This window comes from Fusibacter fontis (genome assembly GCF_055378735.1).
Genome location: NZ_AP042445.1, coordinates 2,184,527 through 2,206,905 on the forward strand (window position 1 = coordinate 2,184,527; position 22,379 = coordinate 2,206,905).

14 protein-coding genes are annotated in these 22,379 nt (G+C 38.2%); 3 read left to right on the forward strand and 11 right to left on the reverse strand.

What is annotated here, in order from left to right; genetic code table 11:
* Nucleotides 1-351: 351 nt before the first annotated feature.
* Complete coding sequence (locus ACZ41W_RS09885) at nt 352-735, reverse strand: YxeA family protein (protein WP_464311814.1); 384 nt, start codon at nt 733-735, stop codon at nt 352-354.
* 270 nt (nt 736-1,005) lie between these two features.
* Nucleotides 1,006-2,061, reverse strand: coding sequence for a 16S rRNA (cytosine(1402)-N(4))-methyltransferase RsmH (gene rsmH / locus ACZ41W_RS09890; protein WP_464311815.1), 1,056 nt, complete (start codon nt 2,059-2,061; stop codon nt 1,006-1,008).
* 154 nt (nt 2,062-2,215) lie between these two features.
* Between rsmH and ACZ41W_RS09895 the strand changes: the two genes are divergently transcribed.
* Together ACZ41W_RS09895 and ACZ41W_RS09900 are read left to right on the forward strand one after the other, a co-directional pair.
* Nucleotides 2,216-4,969, forward strand: a complete 2,754-nt coding sequence (locus tag ACZ41W_RS09895; protein WP_464311816.1) for a tetratricopeptide repeat protein — start codon at nt 2,216-2,218, stop codon at nt 4,967-4,969.
* Nucleotides 4,970-5,028: 59 nt separating this feature from the next.
* Nucleotides 5,029-5,508, forward strand: coding sequence for a flavodoxin family protein (locus ACZ41W_RS09900; RefSeq protein ID WP_464311817.1), 480 nt, complete (start codon nt 5,029-5,031; stop codon nt 5,506-5,508).
* A gap of 106 nt (nt 5,509-5,614) precedes the next feature.
* Here ACZ41W_RS09900 and ACZ41W_RS09905 read toward each other — a convergent pair whose 3' ends face one another.
* From ACZ41W_RS09905 to ACZ41W_RS09915, 3 genes are all read right to left on the reverse strand, one after another.
* Nucleotides 5,615-6,562, reverse strand: a complete 948-nt coding sequence (locus ACZ41W_RS09905) for an aminoglycoside phosphotransferase family protein (protein ID WP_464311818.1) — start codon at nt 6,560-6,562, stop codon at nt 5,615-5,617.
* Between the two features lie 96 nt (nt 6,563-6,658).
* Nucleotides 6,659-6,961, reverse strand: coding sequence for a hypothetical protein (locus tag ACZ41W_RS09910; protein WP_464311819.1), 303 nt, complete (start codon nt 6,959-6,961; stop codon nt 6,659-6,661).
* A 175-nt stretch (nt 6,962-7,136) separates the two neighbouring features.
* On the reverse strand, nt 7,137-12,398 hold the full coding sequence (locus ACZ41W_RS09915; RefSeq protein WP_464311820.1) for a DUF7601 domain-containing protein: 5,262 nt from the start codon (nt 12,396-12,398) through the stop codon (nt 7,137-7,139).
* Nucleotides 12,399-12,726: 328 nt separating this feature from the next.
* Here ACZ41W_RS09915 and ACZ41W_RS09920 point away from each other — a divergent pair, with 328 nt between their 5' ends.
* Entirely contained in the window at nt 12,727-13,623 is an 897-nt protein-coding gene (locus ACZ41W_RS09920; protein ID WP_464311821.1) for a MerR family transcriptional regulator, read from the forward strand.
* Nucleotides 13,624-13,727: 104 nt separating this feature from the next.
* On the opposite strand, the gene ACZ41W_RS09925 is transcribed toward ACZ41W_RS09920, so the two are convergent.
* The 6 genes from ACZ41W_RS09925 to ACZ41W_RS09950 all read right to left on the reverse strand — a co-directional run bounded on the left by ACZ41W_RS09925 (nt 13,728) and on the right by ACZ41W_RS09950 (nt 22,307).
* A complete protein-coding gene (locus ACZ41W_RS09925) occupies nt 13,728-15,101 on the reverse strand; it encodes an MFS transporter (RefSeq protein ID WP_464311822.1) in 1,374 nt (457 codons plus the stop codon).
* Nucleotides 15,102-15,463: 362 nt separating this feature from the next.
* Nucleotides 15,464-17,251: a hypothetical protein gene (locus ACZ41W_RS09930; RefSeq protein ID WP_464311823.1), complete on the reverse strand. Its 1,788-nt coding sequence runs from the start codon at nt 17,249-17,251 to the stop codon at nt 15,464-15,466.
* A gap of 134 nt (nt 17,252-17,385) precedes the next feature.
* Nucleotides 17,386-18,837 (reverse strand): DUF2828 family protein, encoded by a 1,452-nt coding sequence (locus ACZ41W_RS09935; protein WP_464311824.1) that lies wholly within the window; start codon nt 18,835-18,837, stop codon nt 17,386-17,388.
* Nucleotides 18,838-19,094: 257 nt separating this feature from the next.
* Nucleotides 19,095-20,315: an RtcB family protein gene (locus ACZ41W_RS09940; protein ID WP_464311825.1), complete on the reverse strand. Its 1,221-nt coding sequence runs from the start codon at nt 20,313-20,315 to the stop codon at nt 19,095-19,097.
* Nucleotides 20,316-20,491: 176 nt separating this feature from the next.
* On the reverse strand, nt 20,492-21,514 hold the full coding sequence (locus ACZ41W_RS09945) for a helix-turn-helix transcriptional regulator (RefSeq protein ID WP_464311826.1): 1,023 nt from the start codon (nt 21,512-21,514) through the stop codon (nt 20,492-20,494).
* Between the two features lie 88 nt (nt 21,515-21,602).
* A complete protein-coding gene (locus tag ACZ41W_RS09950) occupies nt 21,603-22,307 on the reverse strand; it encodes a DUF1905 domain-containing protein (protein WP_464311827.1) in 705 nt (234 codons plus the stop codon).
* Between the last annotated feature and the right edge of the window lie 72 nt (nt 22,308-22,379).

The window sequence follows — 22,379 nt, forward strand, 5'->3', positions numbered from 1 at the left end:
ATTTTATCAACACATGATTTTCACACCGAAAAGGTAATGATGCAATTTTCACAGATAAACAAAAACCCCAAGCGCATCCGCCTGGGGTGAGGTTCTGAAAATATATACCTTAACTTGGTCGTATTAAAAAGACTTTCGGTATATAATTTTGGACAGACCTCTCCCGTCATTGTCCAAAACTCCTGAAAATCTCTGTAATTCTGCAAAAAAACCGTTCATGCCAAGCATCGGAATCTCCTATTTAATCTAAGTCTCTCTAGTAGAATGAATCAATCTAACATAATCTATCGTGATTTGTCTATCGTGATTTGTCCATCATGGTTTCTACTACATCATCAGTTTAACATCGGTTTAGATTGAGTTCAATATTTTTCGAGTTTTAGATGGCACTTCATCTAAATTTACAGTCGCAATAGATTCAATCGAATTGACTCTCGCCATGTCCGGAAGCGTGACAGTTACTTTGTAATAAGCACCTACTTCTAGCGAACGCCTTGAGTCAAATGACACTTGAATCATGTCACCATTTTTATTGTAGGCTTTCATGGTGTAGTTATAGTGAATTCCTTCTTCAGAAAGGGATCTAGGATTGAGATACTCGTACGCCTGTTTTTCTGACCCTTCTTTTGTAATTTTAATATAGTAATCATTACTTGATACAAATCCATAACTTATTTTGATTCCTAATGCTGCCACGACTGCCAACACCACCACATAGCTTAAACCTTTTTTCATTTTCATCTCTCACTTTCTTATCATTTCACAAACCAGAACAACTCGTTTTCTAACCTCATCTATTCTAGTCTCTGCCTCTTAATTTTCTTTACATGCTTTAATAACAAATTTCTTAAACGCTTGATATATAAATGTATAACGCACTCTACATTTATATCTTAACCCATTGACTGGCGGCCATCCATAACTTGACCTTACAAAATAAAAAAGCACCTTACATTGTTGTAAGGTACTTCAGTTATACTTATTCGAGCGACTGACTCGCGAGAATTATTCGAGTGACTTAATTGCCCAGCGCATCTTAGTGGATTTAGCACGGGTATTTCGGTTGCACTCTTCTTGGGATGGGCGAATAAATTCGGGTGCAACCTCGCTGTACACGCCTTCCCGTAGGTAGTGTTTAAAGGATTTTTTAACCAGACGATCCTCGCCTGAGTGAAATGAAAGAATCGCCACTTTTCCGCCTGGAGCTAGGACATGGGGTAATTTTTCCAAGAATTCATACAGAACTTCAAACTCGCTGTTTACGTCAATTCTAAGCGCTTGAAATGAGCGCTGGCAAGATTTTTTGATATCTTCTTTACGCGTACTTGCCGGTAAAAATGACAGCGTTTCTTCGATAATCTGTCTTAAAGCCGTGGTGGTGTCCACTTTTTTCCCTTTTCGAATGGCGGATACAACTGCTTTTGCAATTTGTGCTGCATAGGGTTCATCTGCGTTTTCAAGAAGCATGCCTTCAAGCTCTTGAACCGTAATATCTTCGAGTCTTTCAGCAGCTGAAATTCCCTTTTCAGGATTGAGTCTCAAATCCAATGGTCCATCAAATTTATAGGAAAATCCACGATCCGGATTGTCAATTTGCATAGATGATACGCCTAGATCTGCGAGAACAAAGTCCAATTTGCCTGATTCTGCGATGACCTCGTCGATATTTGAAAAGTTCAGTTGTTTAATCGTGATACTTTCCGGACCAAATCCCTTACTTGCCAATCTTTCACGCGTTTTGGGTAGCTCTATCGGATCGACGTCGAGCGCGTAGAGATGTCCCTGATGATCCAGTCTCTTGAGCATTTCAAAAGAGTGTCCACCATACCCTAAAGTGGCATCAAGTCCAACTTGTCCAGGCTTGATTTGAAAGAAATCCATAATTTCATTGACGCAAATTGAAATATGCATTCCTGCAGGTGTGCTTCCCTTTTCAATAACGCGTTCAATGGTATTGCCATATTTATCCGGTTGATGCTCTTTATATTTTTCTTTATACGATTTGGGATGTGTTCCCTTATATCGTTCTCTTCGCTTGTGTTTAGGTTCTTGTTGATCCATACTTGCCTCACTTTCGTATTGCTTTCGTATAACTTTCGTTTCGCTTTGGTTTTTTCTTCATCTATCATATATAAAAACACCGTATTTGTATACAGGGAAAATATTTACCTCTTCCCTGAAAAAAGATAGAATAGCGATAGGGGGGTATCCACTTATGGCAATCAAGAGAAATGATAAAAATAAAATTCCACAGGCAAATAAGCTTTTTACCGATCGTGAAGAACCTAGGAAAGTCTTCTGGGATGCTTATCAGCTCATGAAAAAACAACAGTTACTAACCGGAGATAGTGATCTCAAGGTTATTACTTATTATGGTATCGGTGGAATCGGGAAGACCAGTCTCATTCGACAGCTCAAAACAGAACTTGATCAAAAGATTCAAAAGCCTACTTATTTGTCCATTGACCTTGAAGAAAGTTCAGATATGCTCGCCACACTCACAAAAATTAGAAATCTTCTCCAGCGAAATTATCACTTTGACTTTCACTTGTTTGATTTAGCCTACTTTAGCTATATGCAAAAACTGGGATATCCCATTCAAAAAGAAGAAGTTCAAAGCTTTATTTCGAGTAGTCCAATGTTAAATTCTCTACTGGATATCACTTCGGCACTTCCTGGCGCGGGAACTGTTATCGGCCTTATTAAGGGCGTCGATAATCTCGGAGCCGCTATTCGCAATAAACTATCCAATCGTTCGCGAGAACTCAATGAAATTAAAGTGGATAAACCCGAAATACTCTACAAAAACTTACCTTTTTATCTAGCGTGTGATATGGACGCCAATATGGAAAAAGCTGTAGAACCTCTCGTTATTTTTCTGGATACTTATGAGGTTTTAGTCAACGAACTTTCTAGCGTGGGCAATCCATTGATGCATGATTTATGGATTCGTGACGAAACAAGAGGTTTAATCGCAAATTTCAAGAACACACTTTGGGTGATTGCAGGTCGCGACAAGCTCAAATGGGAAACCATCAATCCTGAGTGGCAAGGCACTCTCGATCAACACCTCCTTGGCAATCTATCTGAAAGTGATGCTGAATATTTCTTACGCGAAGCAGGCGTTATCGATTCTCAATTAAGTACTGAAATCTATCAGTTAACCAGTGGAATCCCACTCTTTCTAGATATTTGTGTGGATCGATATCATTCACTTATAGATAAAAATATGGCCCCTAGTATTGAAGATCTTGGTTCCAATACCTTTGACCTTGTCAGTCGGTTTGTCAAATATATGGATGATCACAAAAAAGCCCTTATTTATATGCTTTCTTGCTTAGAAGAATGGACAGAAGATATTCTCACTTTACTGGTGCGCGAATTTTTACCAAGTATTCCATTTACGACGATAGATGCCGTTAAAAACTATTCATTTATTCTTTCAGAAGATGGTGTTTACTTTAAAATTCATTCGTCCATTCGTCAAATAATTTATCCCAATTGTCCTCGCACCACACAAATGAACGTGATACGATATATGATCCATCATTATGAAAATTTGCTAAAACAAGATGCACCAATGCAAGCTCACATACTAAAAAGATCTATTTCGTATCATTTACAAAGTGGATTTGATCATGAACTTCACTGTAGAGAATGGGTCCAACAAACCCTCTCACCAAAACTTCAACAACTCCTCAATCAATGTCAGTATGATGATGCGAAGCAGCTTCTTGAATATTTGCAGCACTCAATTGGAAAAACATTTCCTAACTCAGTTGTTCATGCACTTTTGAAGCTGGACGATGCGATTGTTTTATATTATTCAGGGGATTACCAACTCGCTCAACCCTACGTCACAAATGCTTACGATGAGTTGACGGTTCTTCTAGGCGATACGCACAAAGATACTTTGAAAGCGCTTAAATTGCTGTTAATAACCTACCGAAAACTAGGAAATTATCAACAGTCGCTTGAACTTTCAAAGGTTTATCTTGAACGTTCCGATACACTGGATGCAAAAATCAATCTCGCCATTGCCTATCGCAAAATAGGGGATTTTAACACCTCGATTCAACTTTCAAAAGAGGTCTACGAGATCAAGAAAGAACAGTTCGGTGAAGCTCATCCCTCTACGATACTGGTCATGAGTACATTGGCAAATGCCTATCGTCAATCTGGTGCTTACGAAAAAGCGTGCGAATTATCTGAACTCGTCGTTCGATTGAGAACACAAATAAACGGCGACCTTCATCCTTTAACACTTGCAGCGATCAGTAGTTTGTCTCATTCCTATCGACTAACACATCAATTTGACAGAGCGGTAGCACTTGCTGAAGTCGTTGCACAAGAACGCGAAAAACTTCTTGGTCCTCAACATTTATTAACGATCAAAGCTTATAATCAGCTTGGAAATGCCTACCGACAAAACAAACAATACAATTCCGCTTATGAACAAGCACAAAAAGTTTACCAGAATCGTTTGGAAACACTTGGAGAAAATCATCCAGGTACAATCGGTGCCATGAGCAATTTAGCCAATTCTCATCGTCGACTCAAACGCTTTGAAACAGCTTTCGAATTGTCTTATAGCATCTACCATTGGCGACTGAATCGCTTCGGGGATCATCATCCCGCTACTTTACGCGCTTTGAACAATTATGCACTCTCCTTGTGGACTCTTGGCAAGGTGGATGAAAGTATCGCTTTATTTCAAAATCAATATGAGCTTGCTCTGAAATACTACGATGCCACCCATCCAGCTGCAATCGCTGCAGTACAGAACATGAAGTATCGTGACGATGGCAGCGCTGACAAAAATGTCGAAACTGATGAAAATTTCAATATGAATGGAAACGTTGATATTAATGAAATAGTTGATATTGATGAAATGGTCGATATAAATGAAGAAGATTCCGAGGATGTAGCTGAAGAAAGCGAAACATTAACATTACACGAAATTGATTAAGGCTCATAAAGATTGGTATAATAAAGGTGTCATATGATGTTATTTATTTGGAGGATTTTATGAAAAAAGCACTTATATATTATTCACTCGAAGGTAATACACAGTACGTCGCTGAAAAAATCACAGAGCAATTAGATGTCGACGTCTACAAAATTAAGCCAAAAAAAGAATACCCTACAGGAACCTTTAGCAAGTTTTTGTGGGGTGGAAAAAGTGTTGTCATGGGCGATACACCTGAACTTGAACCTTATGATTTCAATCCAAATCAATATGATCTGATTATTATCGGGACGCCAATATGGGCAAGTAGTTATGCGCCGCCTATTAAGACTTTTTTAAATGAAAATACTTTTAAAGACAAAAAAATCGCCCTATACACCTGTTCGGGTGGTGGCGATACTAAAAAATGCCTCGATAAGTTTAGGGAATCTCTCAATGAGAGCGAAATCGTCTCTACGCTCGCATTGGTCAATCCAAAATCTAAAAAAGCAGACGCCAACGATGAAAAAATCGTGTCATTTTGCCAAACTCTTAAATAAAAATTTTAGCAATAAAAAATTTTCCTAAAAAATTTTAATCATAAAGTGCAGCTTCCTAAGTCACAAGCGATAGTATCCCTTTGACTTGGTGCTGCACTTTTTTGTGTCATTTTATTGAATACCTACTTTTAAGATGCCCCTGATACCACGAGGGAACTATGTTCTTAAAATCATCATAATAGCGGAGTACTTGTTCTGCTTGTCGCCTCATAGTCTGTATCTCACCCTCTCCAAAAGGAATCGCCCATGGCAATGAAGAGAGTGTGTTCGATGCAATGTAGAGTGCTAAAAGTCTAAAAAACAGTTCTGGGACTTCCCCGTCAAAATATCCATCGATTTTACCCGTTGCAAATGCATGACTCACATCTACATCCCAGACGATACGATTGAATTCTTCCCATGGATCACCATAATCATATCGATTAAAATCGATTACTCCGATAGCATCATCCCCACACAAAATCATGTTTCCAACGTGATAATCACCATGATGCAGCGTCATCGGGCGGTTTTGAAGATAGGGCCGTGTTGCTTCAATATAAGCGATTAAAGCATCATCTCTTTGATATTTCAGTTCGCACTGCTGATACATCATGAGTTTTCTGTCCAGTTTTCGATTAAACTTAACTTCCCATGATTCAGATGTCACTTGAGGTTCTATCGTATGTATTTGCCTCAATATGCGCCCAGATTGAACACCTAATCGGTACTGCATCTCAACAGATTTTTGAGGGAGTTCGCTTTCTAAATCCCCACCTTCAATCCAGTTAAATAGTGTATACACACCTTCCTGACAACGCCCTATAGCAAATGGTCGCGAGTGCTGAAAATCAAAAGTATCCAGCCTACGCATCATGGTGTATTCTTGTTTTTTTGCTTCCAAATCATCTATTGAAGCGACTCTCATCAAAAGCTGTTGTCCATCTTCTGTTACGATATGATACTTTTGATCGGAGGACCAACCTTTTTCTACTTGTTGAATCTGCTTCCAGTTCTGACTTTCTGGAATGTCTTTAAATCGTTCAATGTGATTTTTGTCTGTTATGTGGTCCATCTGATCACCCCTTTGACCTCTATCATATAACGAAAAAAACACGAATCCAAGCGGAAACGTGTTTTTGTAAACTGAGTTTAATGTCAACATTCACGATCAAACATAAGCATCTATTTTCATCCCTTTACCAATGAAACGTCTGATGGCGTTGATATTTTCTTGAGTATGGTCGCTTTGTTCTTTTTTAGCTTGTTCAAGCCGCTTAAACACCGCCCCGTCCGTCTTCTTCGACAGGATATATTCTCTGCTCGTCGCTTGAGAAAGTGCGCGATCAATATGCGCTTGCTCCTCTGCCTTTTCCTTCTCAGTCACTCTATCTAAAACGGTCGTATTGGATGGCATATTATTAAAAGCTTTCCACATGTTCGCAACACTGCCAGTAGGGTTAAACACATTCATTCACATGCACCTCCAGACATAACATTCCTTATGGAATTATATAACCATTTTTGCAAGAATTAATCAAGAATTTTGTGAAAAGTCAAAAAAAGACGGCAGTTTTCACTGCCGCCGCCTAGTAAGTCTAATTTTTATTCAGATATTCAATCTGACTTTCTTGGATAATCATTCTACTTTAGTCGAGTTGTTTTCCTTTTTTTCGTCTGATCACAATTCCGACCACGATGAGTGTGATGCCCACTAGATAGAAAAAGCTTGCCGCGATTTGTCCAGTTTTAGGTAAAAATCCGCCATTTCCCGCATCTAATGGAATTTCTTCAACATCTATATCAATGAAAATTTCTTCTTCATTGCCATCTTCATCTTGAACCGTGATAACGAATGAATCTTCTCCCTTAAACCCTTTGTTTGGAGTATATGTCCAGTTACCACGATCATCTAAATCGATGGTTCCATTCGTTGGTGGTTTTGTGACAGTTGGTTTTTCACCTTCTTTAACTGGAATTTTACCTTCTTTTGGTTGGTCTTCCAATGTCTTTTCGTTTACTTCTTTCTTTTCAGTGGTCGTTTCAGTGGAAGGCTCCGTTGTTACGACTTCTGTAGTCGGCTGAGGAACAGTTGTTGGTTCTGTCGGAATAGGTGTTGGTTCTGGTACAGGTGTTGGATTTGGTACAGGTGTTGGTTCTGGTTTTACGTAAGGCTTGTGATTAATGACTTTTACAAATACCGTTGAATTGAGTGGAATGGTTCCTTTTAAATCCCCAACGACATTCATTTGATAGCCTTCAAATCCATAGTCAACTTCTGAAAGTTCATACGTAGTCCCTTTTGGAAGCTCCATCTCAAAAACATCCGTATGCTTCAACTCAAATTCAGCTTTACCATTTGTAAACACGATGTTTGCAACATGTGTCGCTTTATTTGTCGTCATTTGAACCGGATATGTTCCTGTTAAAGCCGGTGAGATTACTAGTTTAAAACGGAAAGCCTTATCCGTATCGCCCACACCGGACACCAATTTTTCCACATGTAGTTTACCATGCGTGTTATTGGTATTTTCAAACACAACACTTGGCGTACTCATCCCAAGAATCTTTCCTGTGGATAAACCATCAACATGCGTATCATAATCCACATAATTCTTCTCAATCACTTCATAAGTCGAATTATTTGGTAAATGCTCCACCGTAATGGATTGACCATGAATCAATTTGAAAGTTGCTTCTCCTGAGCCATTAAAAGTCATTTTACCCGATTGAACACTCACGTTTTGAGCATCTCGAATCACATAATCGCGTTCACTATCTTCAAGTGGTGAAATTTTGAGTGTAAATTCAAATTCACGATCTAACTCACCACCTACACCAAGCACTTGCTTTTCAACCCTTAAATTCCCGTAAGAACTTTTACTGTTTACAAACTCATGTGCAAGGAGTCCGTTTCCAGAGATGGTTCCATTAGCATGATCTGAAACAGTCCCGTCTACTTTGATGTCATAGATGTCAGTTGAATCGATTAGTTCAGTTACGGTATAATTCACGCCTTTAGGAAGATCTTTAATCAAGACTCCTTGACCATGTTTTAATGTGATAATTGCCTCATTATTCACAAGGTGAATGGAGCCATCTTCTTTTCCACCGATTCCTGTATAGACATACGTATCTGTTAAAGGTGAAGCATTGGCAATCTGAACCTTGAAGCTAAAGAGTTTATTTGTATCGCCTGCATTTCCAGCTACTTTCTTCGTAATTTTCAAATCGGAGAAAATATCTTTATGGTTGTTATAATTCACATTTTGAGTCGCAGACACTGCGATTGTTCCAGTTGCAACATTTCCAGTGGTTTCTGCACAGTCTCCAGAAAGGGTTGTTGTATACCCACCAAAATCCACATAACTTTCAGTTACTATGAAATTCGTGTTTGTTGGTAAATTCATGACTTTAATCGACTCGCCATTTTTCAGCGAAAACAACGCCAACTCGGATGAGAACGTCACGTCACCATATACAATCACGCCATTTGCCAGCGTCTTTTCATACATGTAAGTGCCAACTACGCCATTTGCTCTCAGTGAAAAATCAAATGACTTTGTTAAATCTCCGTCATTGCCTGTAACATTTTTGCTAATTTTCAAATGCCCTGTGGTATTGCTCAGATGATTGATGATGGAAATTTTGTTATTCACCACACCATCAATGCTTGTCGTCGTCACACCGCCCACTTTTTCAACATGTACTGCGTACTCGCGATTCATGAGTTCATATCCAGCAGGTGCAGCTGTTTCTTTCAATATATAGTCGCCAACTGGTAATCCTCTAAGCGTCAATTTTCCAGAAGCATCTGTCGTTCCACTTCTGAAAATTTTCGACCTATCTGATGTAAAAATGGCAAATTTTGCTCCAGCGAGTGGTGTACCTGATCCTAATTTAGTGATCTCGACCCAGCCGCTTCGCACCATTGTTGCCCCAGCGTCAGAAGAACTTACGCTGTAATTTTTGTTATTATTAACTTCAGAAATATTGGAACCAATAAGTTTAACGGTGTTGTTCAAAGTGACGTTTGCATTGGCAACAATCTCTGTTTTATAAGTTAATCGATAGCCTTTTTCAGGCGAATTTTCTGGTATATTAAACGTCAATACGCGCGTATTGGAATCATAAAGTAGATTCTCTCCCAGTGTCAATGGTACTGCGTCTCCTAAGGTATACGTTCCATCGGATTGAAGTGACATTTCATGCACTGCAAAATGATCTCCAGTTAAATCAAGATTTCCTTTAGCATCAGATAAAAGTTCCATCCCTTGCGGAAGGGTATCTTCTATTCTTAAAAGAGGCGTTGCTTGATTTGCCAAGTTCAACAAGTACGGTTTGTAATCCACCGTCCACGATAAAATACCATCTGCTGGCGATGAAGCTTGATAATTCTTACCAATCACTTCACTCACGACAGCAACTGACTTTGTAGTAGACGTCCCCGTCCAGTTTTCACCTTTTAGTTTTAAGATGTTTGAAATATTAGTCGTCTTATTACTATTAAAATACGTTAAAAGCGTCACCGCTGTTGGACGTGCTTTGACTAAAATAACATATGGATCTGAAATCTGATCGAATGTAAACGTCGCAGTTCCGTCCACTGTAAAATCACTTGTGAAATTTGGTAATGTGCTCGATAGGTCTGTTTCTTGAGCGGTAATAACGCCAGCACCACTTCGATCACCTTGATACATTAAAAAGTTTTTGCCCGGTACGATTTCAACAAACTCCCAACCAGTTGGCAATTGATCTGTTACCGTAACTTTTCCAAATGTTTGCGTTGAATCCATGGTGAGATCGTTTGTCAAGTTTGAAAGGTCATTTTTATTGATCAATAGTCTAAATACCACTGATTTGTCTACATAGTTGAAACTGTTTGACGCATTAGCACTTGCCTTGTTGCGATTCGCATGTGGATCTGCTGCGTCGCTTACAGTTAACGCTTCTTTTAGCATCATCTCTGAATTGGTTGCTACAGTTGCTTGTCGCGCATTGAGTTTTTCATTTGCACTAAAGAGCGTTGCTGTGTTGTTGATATTGATTCTGCTTCCAGAAGTGGTGTTTGCCGCATATACAGCTGGATCTGTCACAACAGAATTAAACGTAAAGGTACGCGTTCCGCCTGAAACATCGATTCCATTATCATTGCTCTCTGTTACGACCAATAAATCGGCGATTGCGACACCGCTTGCATTTTCAATCGTATAAACCGTTGGTTTAAGTCCCGATCCAACAAATGAAGTCGCATCATACTTTTGTCGATAAGCAGGCGTTAAATTTGCTAAATCTCCTGCTGTAACTTGTAGCAGACCATTGGCTGCATTTCCAACAATTGTCGCCGTTGCAGCATTAAAAGAAGTTCCATATACCAATAAATCCATCACTCTTAAGTCCGCGTTCTGATCCGATGCCAGCACTTGTACGGTCCAAGGAATTTTATGTGTAGTCGGATCATATGCACCGCCACTTTTAGTGATCGGATACATCCCGATATTCACTGCAACATTGCTACTTCCAATGTTTCCCTGTCCGTCCCACGAGATATAGGCGCGATTAGAAATCGATTGGACTTGATGGCCTACATTGTGTTCTTCTTTTACTTTTGTTTTAATTTCCAACATGACATTTTTGGTTAAGTTTGGTATGCCTCCGATACTCTCTGTCGACAATGCATACTCATCATCCACAGGTCTTGTTAAAATATCCGTCCATGCAGCGTTCCACTGACTCGTCCCGCTATCCCAAGTCGTCCATTTAGCTGACACAAACTCTAATTTAGAGTCCAAGACATCGGTAATAATTGCGTTTGGTAGTGTCGCTTCCATGTGGTTGGCAATAATACGCCATGTGATGTATCCAACTTTTTTACCACCTTCATCCACCACAGTCGTTTCTGCAGCAGCTTTTTCAATCCACTGATTTTGAAAAGAGATGCTTTTCGAAAAAGTCGAAATCAACGCACTTTCTTTAAAAAGCTTTCCTGTATTGGTAATCGTTCTTGTGCCATTTGTGACAAAATCTTGCGCAATATTCGTCGTATAAAAAATGTAAATTGGTCCTGTTGTACTCTGAGGAATTTCATACGTATAAGTTGAGCCATTTAGAACAGGTTGCGGGGTCATTTCAACTGCTGAAAGCACATCTGATGACGTTCCCATCTTAAAAGTCCTTTTAAGCGAACCCACTGTTCCAAGGTCATCGGAAAACGTATATCCCCCTAAATCCACTTGGTTGCCACCTTGTGTTGCTTCTAATTTAACATTCCAGTCAATGGTTTCACCATTTTTTGCACCTTGCTTTTGACCCGATACGGTAATCGGAAGCGCTGGTATATGGACTGTGTACGTTTTTTCTAAAACTGTTATGCTAATGTCTTGATCGGAAGCACCTGCTGATGCACCGTTATATAGTAAAGAAGCCTCAAAATAACAGTTAACTGAGTTATAACTTCCGTCGAAAACCGCTGTATCTCCATCAAATAAAATATTTGCTACTAGGCGATTCCCAGGTTCGTTGGTGATCGTCAAAGTTCCAACTTTTTTACTATCATACGACAGCGTATACGTCGGTGGACTTGTGAGTGTAAATCCTTCTGCTATGAGAAATGTCGCAGTATCATTTTGATGGATATAATTGGTATCCCCCTCTGCCACATCACCCTTTACAGGCACTTGAAACTCAAATTTCAAATTGATATTTTTTTCAAAATTCAGCGATCCATTCTCGGGAATGGTCACACCGTCCTGTTTTAGCGTCACCGTCTTATTCAGCAACAAATTTGACACCTCAGCATATGAAAAAATATTCATGTGCGATGGTACAAATCCTGCAACTAGAAGGACAAATACTAAAAACAAATTTAGATACTTCTGAGTGAGTTTTGACTGTTTAAACTTTCTTACCATTTAATTCTCCTTATTTTATCTTCATTAGATGAGTACACCGATCTATAAAAACTAGTAATTTAAGTCAAGTAATTGTAGACTCATGTATTTCTACCAGTTTAATTGTAATCATTCCATTTTTGTATCGTTTATTGACACATGCCATTCTATTATACATGATGAGCTTTCTATTGACTACTGATGTAAAGAAGTTTTAAAGATTTTGCAGAATATTTAATAAATCTATTGACCTTCCCATTATGGGAACCTTTATAATGTAAATAGAAACAATAAAGTACCACATGCTTAAAGCGATTTCGGCCGAAATCCCACTTAAGGAGATGATTTTATGAAAATTGGTGAAATGGCAAAATTAGCAGGCGTTTCGACGAAAATGCTCAGACACTACGATTCAATCGGACTGTTTTCTCCAGAAAATGTCAATGGTGAAAATGGCTATCGCCAGTACAGCATCGAGCAGCTTCACAAACTCACGTGGATTACCACGTTAAAGGCGCTGGATTTTAGCCTTGATGAGATTCGAAAACTTCTGTCTAACGAAACTGAAAGCACGCATTTTTTGACAGCTCTTGCTGAAAAACGCATGGCTTTGGACCATTTATTTAAACAAACACTCATAAAATCACTCCAAATTGATTACTTACTCGATCATATTAAACGGGAGGGATTTCACATGAATCAAACGATTGATATTTCTAAAATGAACGAATCTAATTTGCTCGCTATTAAAAAAGGCATGCCCAATATGGACATGCTACTAGAGAAAGCTTACCAGATGATGGATTCTACCCTGTCTGGCGATGCATACGGGCTGTTCCGAATTGATCTCAAACAATTTAAAGCCTTTAATGACGTGGATGGTTATGAAGTCGGCGACAAAGTCATTGTCACCCTTTATAAAATACTTGAAACATCCCTTGAAAAATTTGAACTCGGTTTTAGCGTGGCGCGTGCAGGTGGGGATGAATTTGTCATCTTTGCTAAGGGACAAGTTGAAACTTTGAAAGCACTTGCAAGTGAGGTCAAATCAGCTGTTCATAATATTGATTATCAAAACCTCGGCTGCCATAAACCCATCGACATCTATTTAAGCGCCGTTATTTCACATAGCATCAATCGCGAGCAAATCCGAACCATCATCGACGATACGCAGTCGCTTTTGCTCAAAGCGCATCAAGATCTTTATGATGGCGGAAAAGGCATCTGCATCGTTGAACAGGAGTAATGTAGTAAAAAATCAAAGACGTCATGGCACGTGCTCAAATTGGGCAGCGCCATAACGTCTTTTTTACTTAAGTCTTTTTTACTTAAGTCTTTTACTCACATTTTTTATTCGCATTCTGTCACTTCCGTATAGTCCGGTGTATTGGATTCTAGTTCAAGTAGATTTTTACTGAAAAATCCCATTGCGCATGCAGACGTTCCTAAAATACACGTCATCAAAAACATCAATGCCATACCCGTTCCTTTGCCCGAACCAAGAAGCCAATTGAGTTGAGAAGAAAATGCGCTTCCGTGGAGCATCAAAGGTTCAAAGACATGATCTGCAAGGTAACCTCCTAGTAAAAATCCAATGGGCATAGACGCCATCTGTATCATATCGCGAACTGAAAAAACGCGACCTTGAAAACTCGGTTCAATTTTTGATTGCCAAAGCGACTCATACGCACTGCTCATAAACGGTAGAAAAAAGCTCGATAAAAACGCACCTACTGCCCAGACTGTCACATTTTGTCCAATCGACAATAGCAAGTCTCCGAATAGAAACGAACCTATTCCCGATAAGATAATCGCTTTTACACGATTTGATGGACTTTTACTCAAGCTCACTACAACGCTTCCTAGTATTCCACCCACTCCAATTGCCGATTGAACCGACGCAAGCGCTAAATGATCCGAACCACTTCTTGCAAGAATCATCGCTGGTAATATGCCAAAGTATGTCAGCGAAGCAAAAAAATTCATACCGACATACAGTGACATGAGTTGAAGAAGTCCTTTGAATTTCTTTAAATACTGAATTCCCTCTTTAAAATTCGACTTAAAATGATGTTCGATTAAATGTTTACTCTTTGAACTGTCTATTTTTGGTAATGCGACACCTAATAAGATGCTAATTGCCACGACAAACGTCACAACATCTATCATCATAACACCTGAAATTCCCATGGAAAGTACCAAAATACTCCCTAGAACAGGTGCTAAGACACTGGCACTATAGGCTGAAAATGAACGCATTCCACTGGCTTTCGTGTAATTTTCTTTTGGTACGAGGAGCGAAACAGTACTTGAAAACGCTGGAATTTGAAAGGCTTCAGCTGCAGATGCGACTGCTTCTGCAAAAAAAAGATGCCACACCTGAAGCTGATCCGTCATAAAGAGTATCAATAGCGTCGTCGTCATAAGACCCGCAACTAAATCCGCTCCAATCAAAATTTTCTTTCGATCATATCGATCCACCACAACGCCTGCAATAGGACACATGAGAATATACGGCATATACGAGAAAAATCCCAATAGAGCAGTCGTTGTCGCTGACTCCATCTGTGTATATGCCCAAATAATCAAAGCAAATCGAGTCATGGCAGTACCCATCGTCGATATAAATTGCCCAAACCAAACGAGTGTAAAAGTTTGCATTGAGCTTAAGTTAAGTCTTTTTATCTTTCTAATATGTTTCATCTTTCTAATATGTTTCATCATTCTGACCCTCCGGTTATTCTTAATCCGTGGAAGGTATAAATCGTACATTCAAAAAATAATAAAAAGAGGTATAAAAACACCTCTTTTACTTACATCGTCATATAAAATGACCCTTAGAGAATGCGCCTTTATTCCTAACCACATGATTTTCACTTAAATTGATCTTCCTAAAAATGGGCATAGCTATCCCGTTATTGAGAACGAACAATTAGCGAATCATAGTAGTTAATCATAAATGACCTCCATCTCCTTGGTTTATTTACCTTCAATATAGCAAAAATAAAGGCTTAATTCAAGTGTATATTGAACTAAGCCTCTCATCTTAATATGACTTATCTTTGCATATTTAAAATTATTTTCTTTTACTTCGCGTATTTTCCCCAACTAAATTCTGGTGCATTGGTTCTGACTTCGCGACCTTTTTCATCAAATTCTCTCCACTCAGGAAAAATATACTCGCTATATGGATTGTCATATCCATCTTTCGCATAGGACTGTTTAAACTCTTTAAACTCTTTTTGGATATAGACAGTTGGTCCTAGTGAATTGGTGTAGTAACCGTGGAAATCCATATAAACAACTGTTCCGCTTTTAAGTTTATACGGTTTATTGACATATGGGTACACATCTGTATTGAACTTGTAACCCTCTGTGTCTCCCGTCTTAATGGCATGTCTGTAATATGCTTTCATCACGGTGTCTCGATATCCGATAATCTCAGCTGCATCTTCTTTTTTACCAGTTGTAAAGGTAATCAAATCCTTTGCGAGCTGTGTGTAATTTGGAAGTCCCATTCCAAGGGTGATGCCCACTGCTTTGTCCTGTACATAAACTGCGTAGCTTTCCCAAATTTCATGATCATATAACAAATCAAACATGCTGCGTTCATGATAATACGCATCATCACCATCGTGATGATCCTGAACGAGTAAGATTTCCATCGGTCTCACAATCAGTTTCATATCACTTGGCGTCAAATCGGATGCTTTCGTTCCGTAGAGATTTAATGACGGATCATTGAAATACGTATGATATCGCTCACTTGTCTTTCCATAGTTATTTTTTACATAGTTTTCAAAAATCGATACCAACGCTGTATTGTTTCTCAAGTACGTGCTTTCTACTCGGTAGTACTCCGAAAGCGGTGTAAAATATATCGCACCGCCCGCCATAGTTCTCACAAAATCACTGAGCTCTAAAGCGATTTTCGAATGGTTTTGGAAAACTAAATACGTGCGCGTTTTGTCGGCAGATTCTTTATACTGATATCCATAATAAGAAGTGAAATCTGAACCGATTGCAGTTTGATTGAGTTTAATTTCTTCGCCTTGTTTGACAAAGTACTTCAGGTATTCCGATTCAACTAAGCTCGCTTTGTCTCCTAAAAAATGTTTTGTCAGTGTCATAATTTTATTATATGCTTCATCATCTTGTTTATTAAACGAAAAACCGATCCCGTCTTCGCCAAATGAAAAATTGCCATAGGATCTGAAGAACTTTCCGCCTTTATAATCGCCTTCACCTGGTTTGAAAGCTTCAAGACGACCAATTTCAATTAACTGGAAATCTTCATCCGGTGTATCCGTGTTATCAATAGAAAGAGAAACCAAGAATGGTTTGACGATCTCTTGTATTTCCTTGATGCGACTCATGACTGAAGGCGTTTTAAATTTAACTGTAATAACTGAACCTGATGTCGTTTCGGTCATGGTTTTAACGGCTGCACTTTGAAGTTCACTGATACTAATGTAGATTTGATTATTGACCATCGCAATGCGACCTTCATCCATCTCTTCTGTTAACTTAGGCATCAGACCATTGATCGTCGTATTACAGAGCAAAGTGTGATCGATCACCACGAGATACGAGTAACCAAATCCTTTATTAAGAGGCGCTTCCAGACGATATTTCAAATTGAACGCCGTCGTAAATGCCTTGAGCGGTACATAGACGTATTTTCCCCTGTGAACATATTCTTTTCCGTACTTCACTTTATCCCAAGTGAATTCTTTTCCATCCACCATAATCTTGGCCGAAGTCACTTTTACTGGTGCTGCAAATGAAGCAGAACTAAAACTCACTGCACCGAGTGGCACTAAGCCCATCATCATCACTATAATTAACAATACCGAAAGAGGTCTTTTAAACATAAAATCTCCTTTTTATTTTATAAGTATTTACTATGTCTTTTCATTATAGCAAATACCTGTGGGAATTGCATAGTTTCTTTTTGAGTGCCAAAATAAAAAAACAACCACGTGTAACGTGATTGATTGAGGCTATCTTATACTACTACATCCTTATATCGTTCACTTTCGAGAACTTCGATCATAAAGTCATATGGCGTCAATGCAACTGAATGGATCACTGACGAAAATACTGATGGCGATTGGCCACTTGCAAATTTCACGCCTTTATAATCATCCAGTGTTTGAAATACGTTGGTAAGACTGTTAACATTCCAAAAGACAATTTCAGGAATTTTATATCCATGTGACTTGTAATGCTTCTCCATATTTTGATAGAAAGTCCATTTATCATCTTGTTTAGTATGACACTCATCAAACTGCATGTCGGATACGACGATTAATGTTTCTGGCATATCCTTTTGTTTTGCACGATTATTGACTGCTGCTTGTAAAATCAGTGAAAGCGCTTTTTCAAAATCAGTGTTCCATCCCCATGCACTTGATATGTTCATCACACGTTCATATAGCGTATTTCCTGTGACTTTTACAAGCGTTGGATCTTGACTAAATGTCATAAAGTGTCCTGCGAAAATACCTTTGCTTCTTTCAGCAAAATAAAGGGCAAGTCCAATGGAGGTAGCCATAGGTCGGCCCGCCATAGACCCAGAAACATCTGCCATAACAAGTATATTGCGTTCGTCTCCATCAATATAATCCGGTAAATGTCTCCATTGTTCTTCAAGAACAGCGTGATTTTCTTTATCATTTTCATAAAGTATTTTTTCAATGATGTTATATGGGTAAAGTACAGACGCATTAATATTCTCTTTTCCATCTTTGACAGCTTGAATATACTCCAAAAATCGCTGATCGTCATGTTTTACAAATGCTTTACTATATAGACTCATTGCATTTGAAGGCACTGCAGAATATTGAATATTCTCCCAATCGTTTGATGACATTCTAACTTCAAGAACATCCATTTTTTTACGTATGCAAGACAATGTTTGGCGGTATTCTTTTGCACTCATTCCGAGTTCCTTATGTAACTGAATTGCAGCTTTTCTTGTTTCTACAGATGACGTATTGATACTCGGAAGCCATTTTACCATCAAAGAAGGCGTTTCAGATATCATATCCTCTTCTAATTGCGTTTTTATTAAAATGGCCACGTCTTTAAACAACGGCGTATCAAATAATACAAGTAAGTCATCCCAACGACCATAATGGCTAATCAACGAAAGATTTTTTCGAATTACCTCAGGATGAAGATAAGCTAAATGTTTATATAGAATTCGTGCAACTTTTCTTTCTCCCAAACCACCTCGGATATCTCTAGAATAAAATAGCATTTTCGTTGCAAGCAGAGGATCTTCTGCAAACGCTTGACTAAACATCGTTTCAATATCTAATGGATTTCTATTTCTTAAAGCACCTATTGAACCAAATAAGTCCACCAATGAAGAATTCGTTGACTTTAGCGCATTAGCTCCGTTAATGGTCTTAGTTTGATTGTTTAATGTTTTTAAAGTATCTAAATAATTCATTGGTTCTCCTTTCGAAAAAAGCGGATAGTGGCAAGATTCGAACTTGCGACACTTTCATTTAATTTGATTGCAGTCAATGCCTATGCCTAGACACAATTTCAAAGTGCTCTGCCACTATCCATAGCTTAACAAGACGCATTTACATTTAAGGATGTATTTATTGCTGTTAGCGTCTTTATGGGTGTTTTGGGTTCTTACTTTTTAGCTACTCAAACTAAATAGTTGTTATAATAATTAAATACCGTTTGTATCTGTATCTAATGCTGGGATTTAAAATTGTAAATTGGCTTTAAAATGGCTGTAATTTCAACTGTTTCGCCGATATGATCGAGGATGTCCGAAAGGGGTTTATATGCCATTGGCGATTCATCTACCGTCTTGTGTGTGACCGAAGTAGAATAAACTTCTTTCATCGCGTCTTTAAACGCCTCAAATTCAATGGATTCCATTGCCTGTGTACGCGACATCAATCTCCCAGCACCATGTGGTGCTGAGCAATTCCACTCTGAATTTCCTTTTCCCACTGCAAGAATTGAACCATCTCTCATATTCAGGGGAATTAAGACTTCTTGTCCTTTATTTGCTTTAATAGCGCCTTTTCTAACGATTTGATCTTCAAAATCAATAAAGTTATGAATGGTATGAAAGCGTTCAAATGCGGTATGTCGAAATAAAAACTCTAATATTTTATTGGCAATAAGCTCTCGATTTAATGTCGCAAACTGCTGACAAATCAACATATCATGCAAATAATCTTCTCGTTTTTCGCCCTCTAAAAAACACATTTGATCAGGTAATTGCTTTTCTTTAAAATGTAGACGCTTCAGTTCAGTGATTCCCTCTTGAATTTCTCGCTTGCGGCCTTGTACTTTATACGCTTCAATCAACGCTTGACGACTTTCAAGATAAATTTCATCATATCCTGAGTGGTAAGCAATCGCTTCTTTTTGATAGTGCGTTGCGACTACATGCCCCAAATTTCTTGAGCCAGAATGAATGACAAGATATCTCATGCCATCCGCATCTTCGTTTATTTCAATAAAATGATTTCCCCCTCCAAGAGTCCCAAGCGCTCGATTCCATCTCGACAAATCTTGACGGTTTTCCTTTAATAATCTCAACTCTTCAAGTGTCGATATAAAGTCAGTTTGCTTATGTTCATTAATCGCCTTTCCGTTTGGAATATTTTGATGGATATACTGATCCAGTGACTCAAGATCAATTTCGACCTGTCCTAACTTAACCGTCAACATCCCACAGCCAATATCCACACCTACAATATTGGGAATGACTTTTTCGCCAAGGTTCGCAGTAAACCCGATAACACATCCCTTTCCAGAATGCACATCTGGCATAACTCGAATTTTGGAATTGGCAAAGGCTTCTATATCGCAAATACTTCTGATTTGTTCAATTGCACTTTCTTCAATCGTGCTTGCGTAAATAATTGCTTCACTGTACTTTCCGTTAATCTTCATGGTATTTTCCTTCATTTGCTATGATATTATCATTTGCTTTTCAAACTATGAACCAATCATAACTCGAATTGTTACATAAAGATTGTTCAGTAAATAAATAATTTTGTTTTTTTCATCTTTTTTTTATCTTTTTTTTAATGCTTCATTGTAATCTTATTTTGATTTTTTATGCTATTTTATGATTCGCATGTATTATTTTTGTTCTCTGGTTGCTCATATCGTTCATATTTAGATAGCGTATTTCTGGCTTCGCGTATGATTTCTTCTCTAATTTCAACGGGTTCGATTACTTCACATTGAGATCCAAAGGAGAGTATAAACTTTCGAATGACCATTTGATTACGCATATCAGCTTCGAATAAATACATGCGCGTCTTCTCATCTAAGCAAGTTACAACTTGATTTTGTCCATAGATTTTTTCATCGAGCATTCTCCCTAGTCTACCCTTGATAATAAGTTTGACATGTGTGAGAGGTTCTACCATTCCCTCTTGATCAAAATAGTCCGACTCCTGATAATCCCAAGGAATTTTATAAGTTTCATCCAATAACTCAATTTCAAGTATACGATGCAATTTAAACTTGTTATAAAGCATCTGCTGACTCATGTAGTCACCATCTTCTCGTGCAAAAATCATCCAATTGGTGAACTTAAATAGTTTATACGGATGAATCACTCTTTCACCATCACGTACATATCCACGATACAAAATTTTTACTTTTCGTTTTGAATCGATGGCAGTTTGAAGTATGTAATATCTTCTTTCAAGTTCTTCTGACGTCATACTCAATGGAAAGTGTCCATATAGCGCAAGTTCATCTGTATCTGGAGATTGTTCATTTTCCAAAAAAACACCCCCTAGATAATCGAGCAATAATTGCTTATGAGGAATGTTTCCTTCTTTTAAAAGATAATCATAAGCAACAGAAAGAGACTTCAATTGTAATGCACTCGGTCTCATGCTTGGTAATATTGAATCAAACTCCAGATAATAGCCGCCATTTCGACCTGGCCTAAAATGAATCGGATAACCCGCATCATATAAAGTATTTTTATAATTGTTTATATTTCTTGTTGTTTCTTCCCCTAATAAATAGGCAATTTCAGATTTTTTACAGTACCTTTTGGATTTAAGGATTTTTAAAAGTCGGATACACTGTATTGTCTTGTTGGGTTTATCATTTTTTTTGATTGGCATTGAATACCTCATTATGGAATTAGTAGATTCATAAAATATTAAACTTTTTTTGAGGAACTTTTTTTAAGGCTAACTGAAACGATTTATATTAAAAATTAATCTCTATATAACTAATGATGTCTTGTTTATTGTAACTGTGCATTATTCCATATGTTGGATCATAAAATACGCCATCAAAATAGACCAACAGATGGCTTTTTTCATTTCCTCTCACGTTTAAAATGCAACATTTGGGAAGACTAAACTCACGGCCGCGCGTATACACCGCTTGATGATATGTCAATCCCAGATAATCAAGTGTTTCGAGCACTTTACTGAGGCTTCCCTGCCATTTTGTACTTTTCATAATTTTCAGTACGTCATCTACGGGTAATCCAGAGAGCATCGCGACACACGTTTGTCCACAATCCGCATTCATCGGCTGTTTCACATATTTAATATGGTCAATAAGGCGAATAGGATTCTCTTTAGTATATGGGCTATTGTGATTGATTCTTGTCAATTTGTCTAAGATTTTAAGTTGAACAGCATATTCATCGCTAACGCTTAACTGACTCATCACATCTTTTCCAACTGGGATGAAATAGTTTCCATGACCTTTAGGTACGAGCTTGCATTCAAAGGAAAGCCCTTCAATGACAACCTCAACAGGAACCATCCCTTTTATTTCACACGTCTCCCAAACATTAAAAGGAACCGCTATAAACGTTCTATTTCCTTCTTTAAAGCAATTTGCTATAAATACATGCTCCATGTCTCTCGTATCTCCTTTATTGGATAAACTTTTTTTCATAAGTCATCATCTACTCATCAGCAAAGGGGGCGATTATATTTTATACTTGATGTTCAAATTGCGCGACATCGC

Bases quoted from the DNA above. Each gene is read 5' to 3' on its own strand.
- ACZ41W_RS09945 (WP_464311826.1), bottom strand. From the start codon at position 21,514: ATGCCAATCAAAAAAAATGATAAACCCAACAAGACAATACAGTGTATC.
- ACZ41W_RS09910 (WP_464311819.1), bottom strand. From the start codon at position 6,961: ATGAATGTGTTTAACCCTACTGGCAGTGTTGCGAACATGTGGAAAGCT.
- ACZ41W_RS09915 (WP_464311820.1), bottom strand. From the start codon at position 12,398: ATGGTAAGAAAGTTTAAACAGTCAAAACTCACTCAGAAGTATCTAAAT.
- ACZ41W_RS09925 (WP_464311822.1), bottom strand. From the start codon at position 15,101: ATGATGAAACATATTAGAAAGATGAAACATATTAGAAAGATAAAAAGA.
- ACZ41W_RS09950 (WP_464311827.1), bottom strand. From the start codon at position 22,307: ATGAAAAAAAGTTTATCCAATAAAGGAGATACGAGAGACATGGAGCAT.
- ACZ41W_RS09885 (WP_464311814.1), bottom strand. From the start codon at position 735: ATGAAAAAAGGTTTAAGCTATGTGGTGGTGTTGGCAGTCGTGGCAGCA.
- ACZ41W_RS09920 (WP_464311821.1), top strand. From the start codon at position 12,727: ATGAAAATTGGTGAAATGGCAAAATTAGCAGGCGTTTCGACGAAAATG.
- ACZ41W_RS09900 (WP_464311817.1), top strand. From the start codon at position 5,029: ATGAAAAAAGCACTTATATATTATTCACTCGAAGGTAATACACAGTAC.
- ACZ41W_RS09905 (WP_464311818.1), bottom strand. From the start codon at position 6,562: ATGGACCACATAACAGACAAAAATCACATTGAACGATTTAAAGACATT.
- ACZ41W_RS09935 (WP_464311824.1), bottom strand. From the start codon at position 18,837: ATGAATTATTTAGATACTTTAAAAACATTAAACAATCAAACTAAGACC.
- ACZ41W_RS09895 (WP_464311816.1), top strand. From the start codon at position 2,216: ATGGCAATCAAGAGAAATGATAAAAATAAAATTCCACAGGCAAATAAG.
- ACZ41W_RS09930 (WP_464311823.1), bottom strand. From the start codon at position 17,251: ATGTTTAAAAGACCTCTTTCGGTATTGTTAATTATAGTGATGATGATG.
- rsmH (WP_464311815.1), bottom strand. From the start codon at position 2,061: ATGGATCAACAAGAACCTAAACACAAGCGAAGAGAACGATATAAGGGA.
- ACZ41W_RS09940 (WP_464311825.1), bottom strand. From the start codon at position 20,315: ATGAAGATTAACGGAAAGTACAGTGAAGCAATTATTTACGCAAGCACG.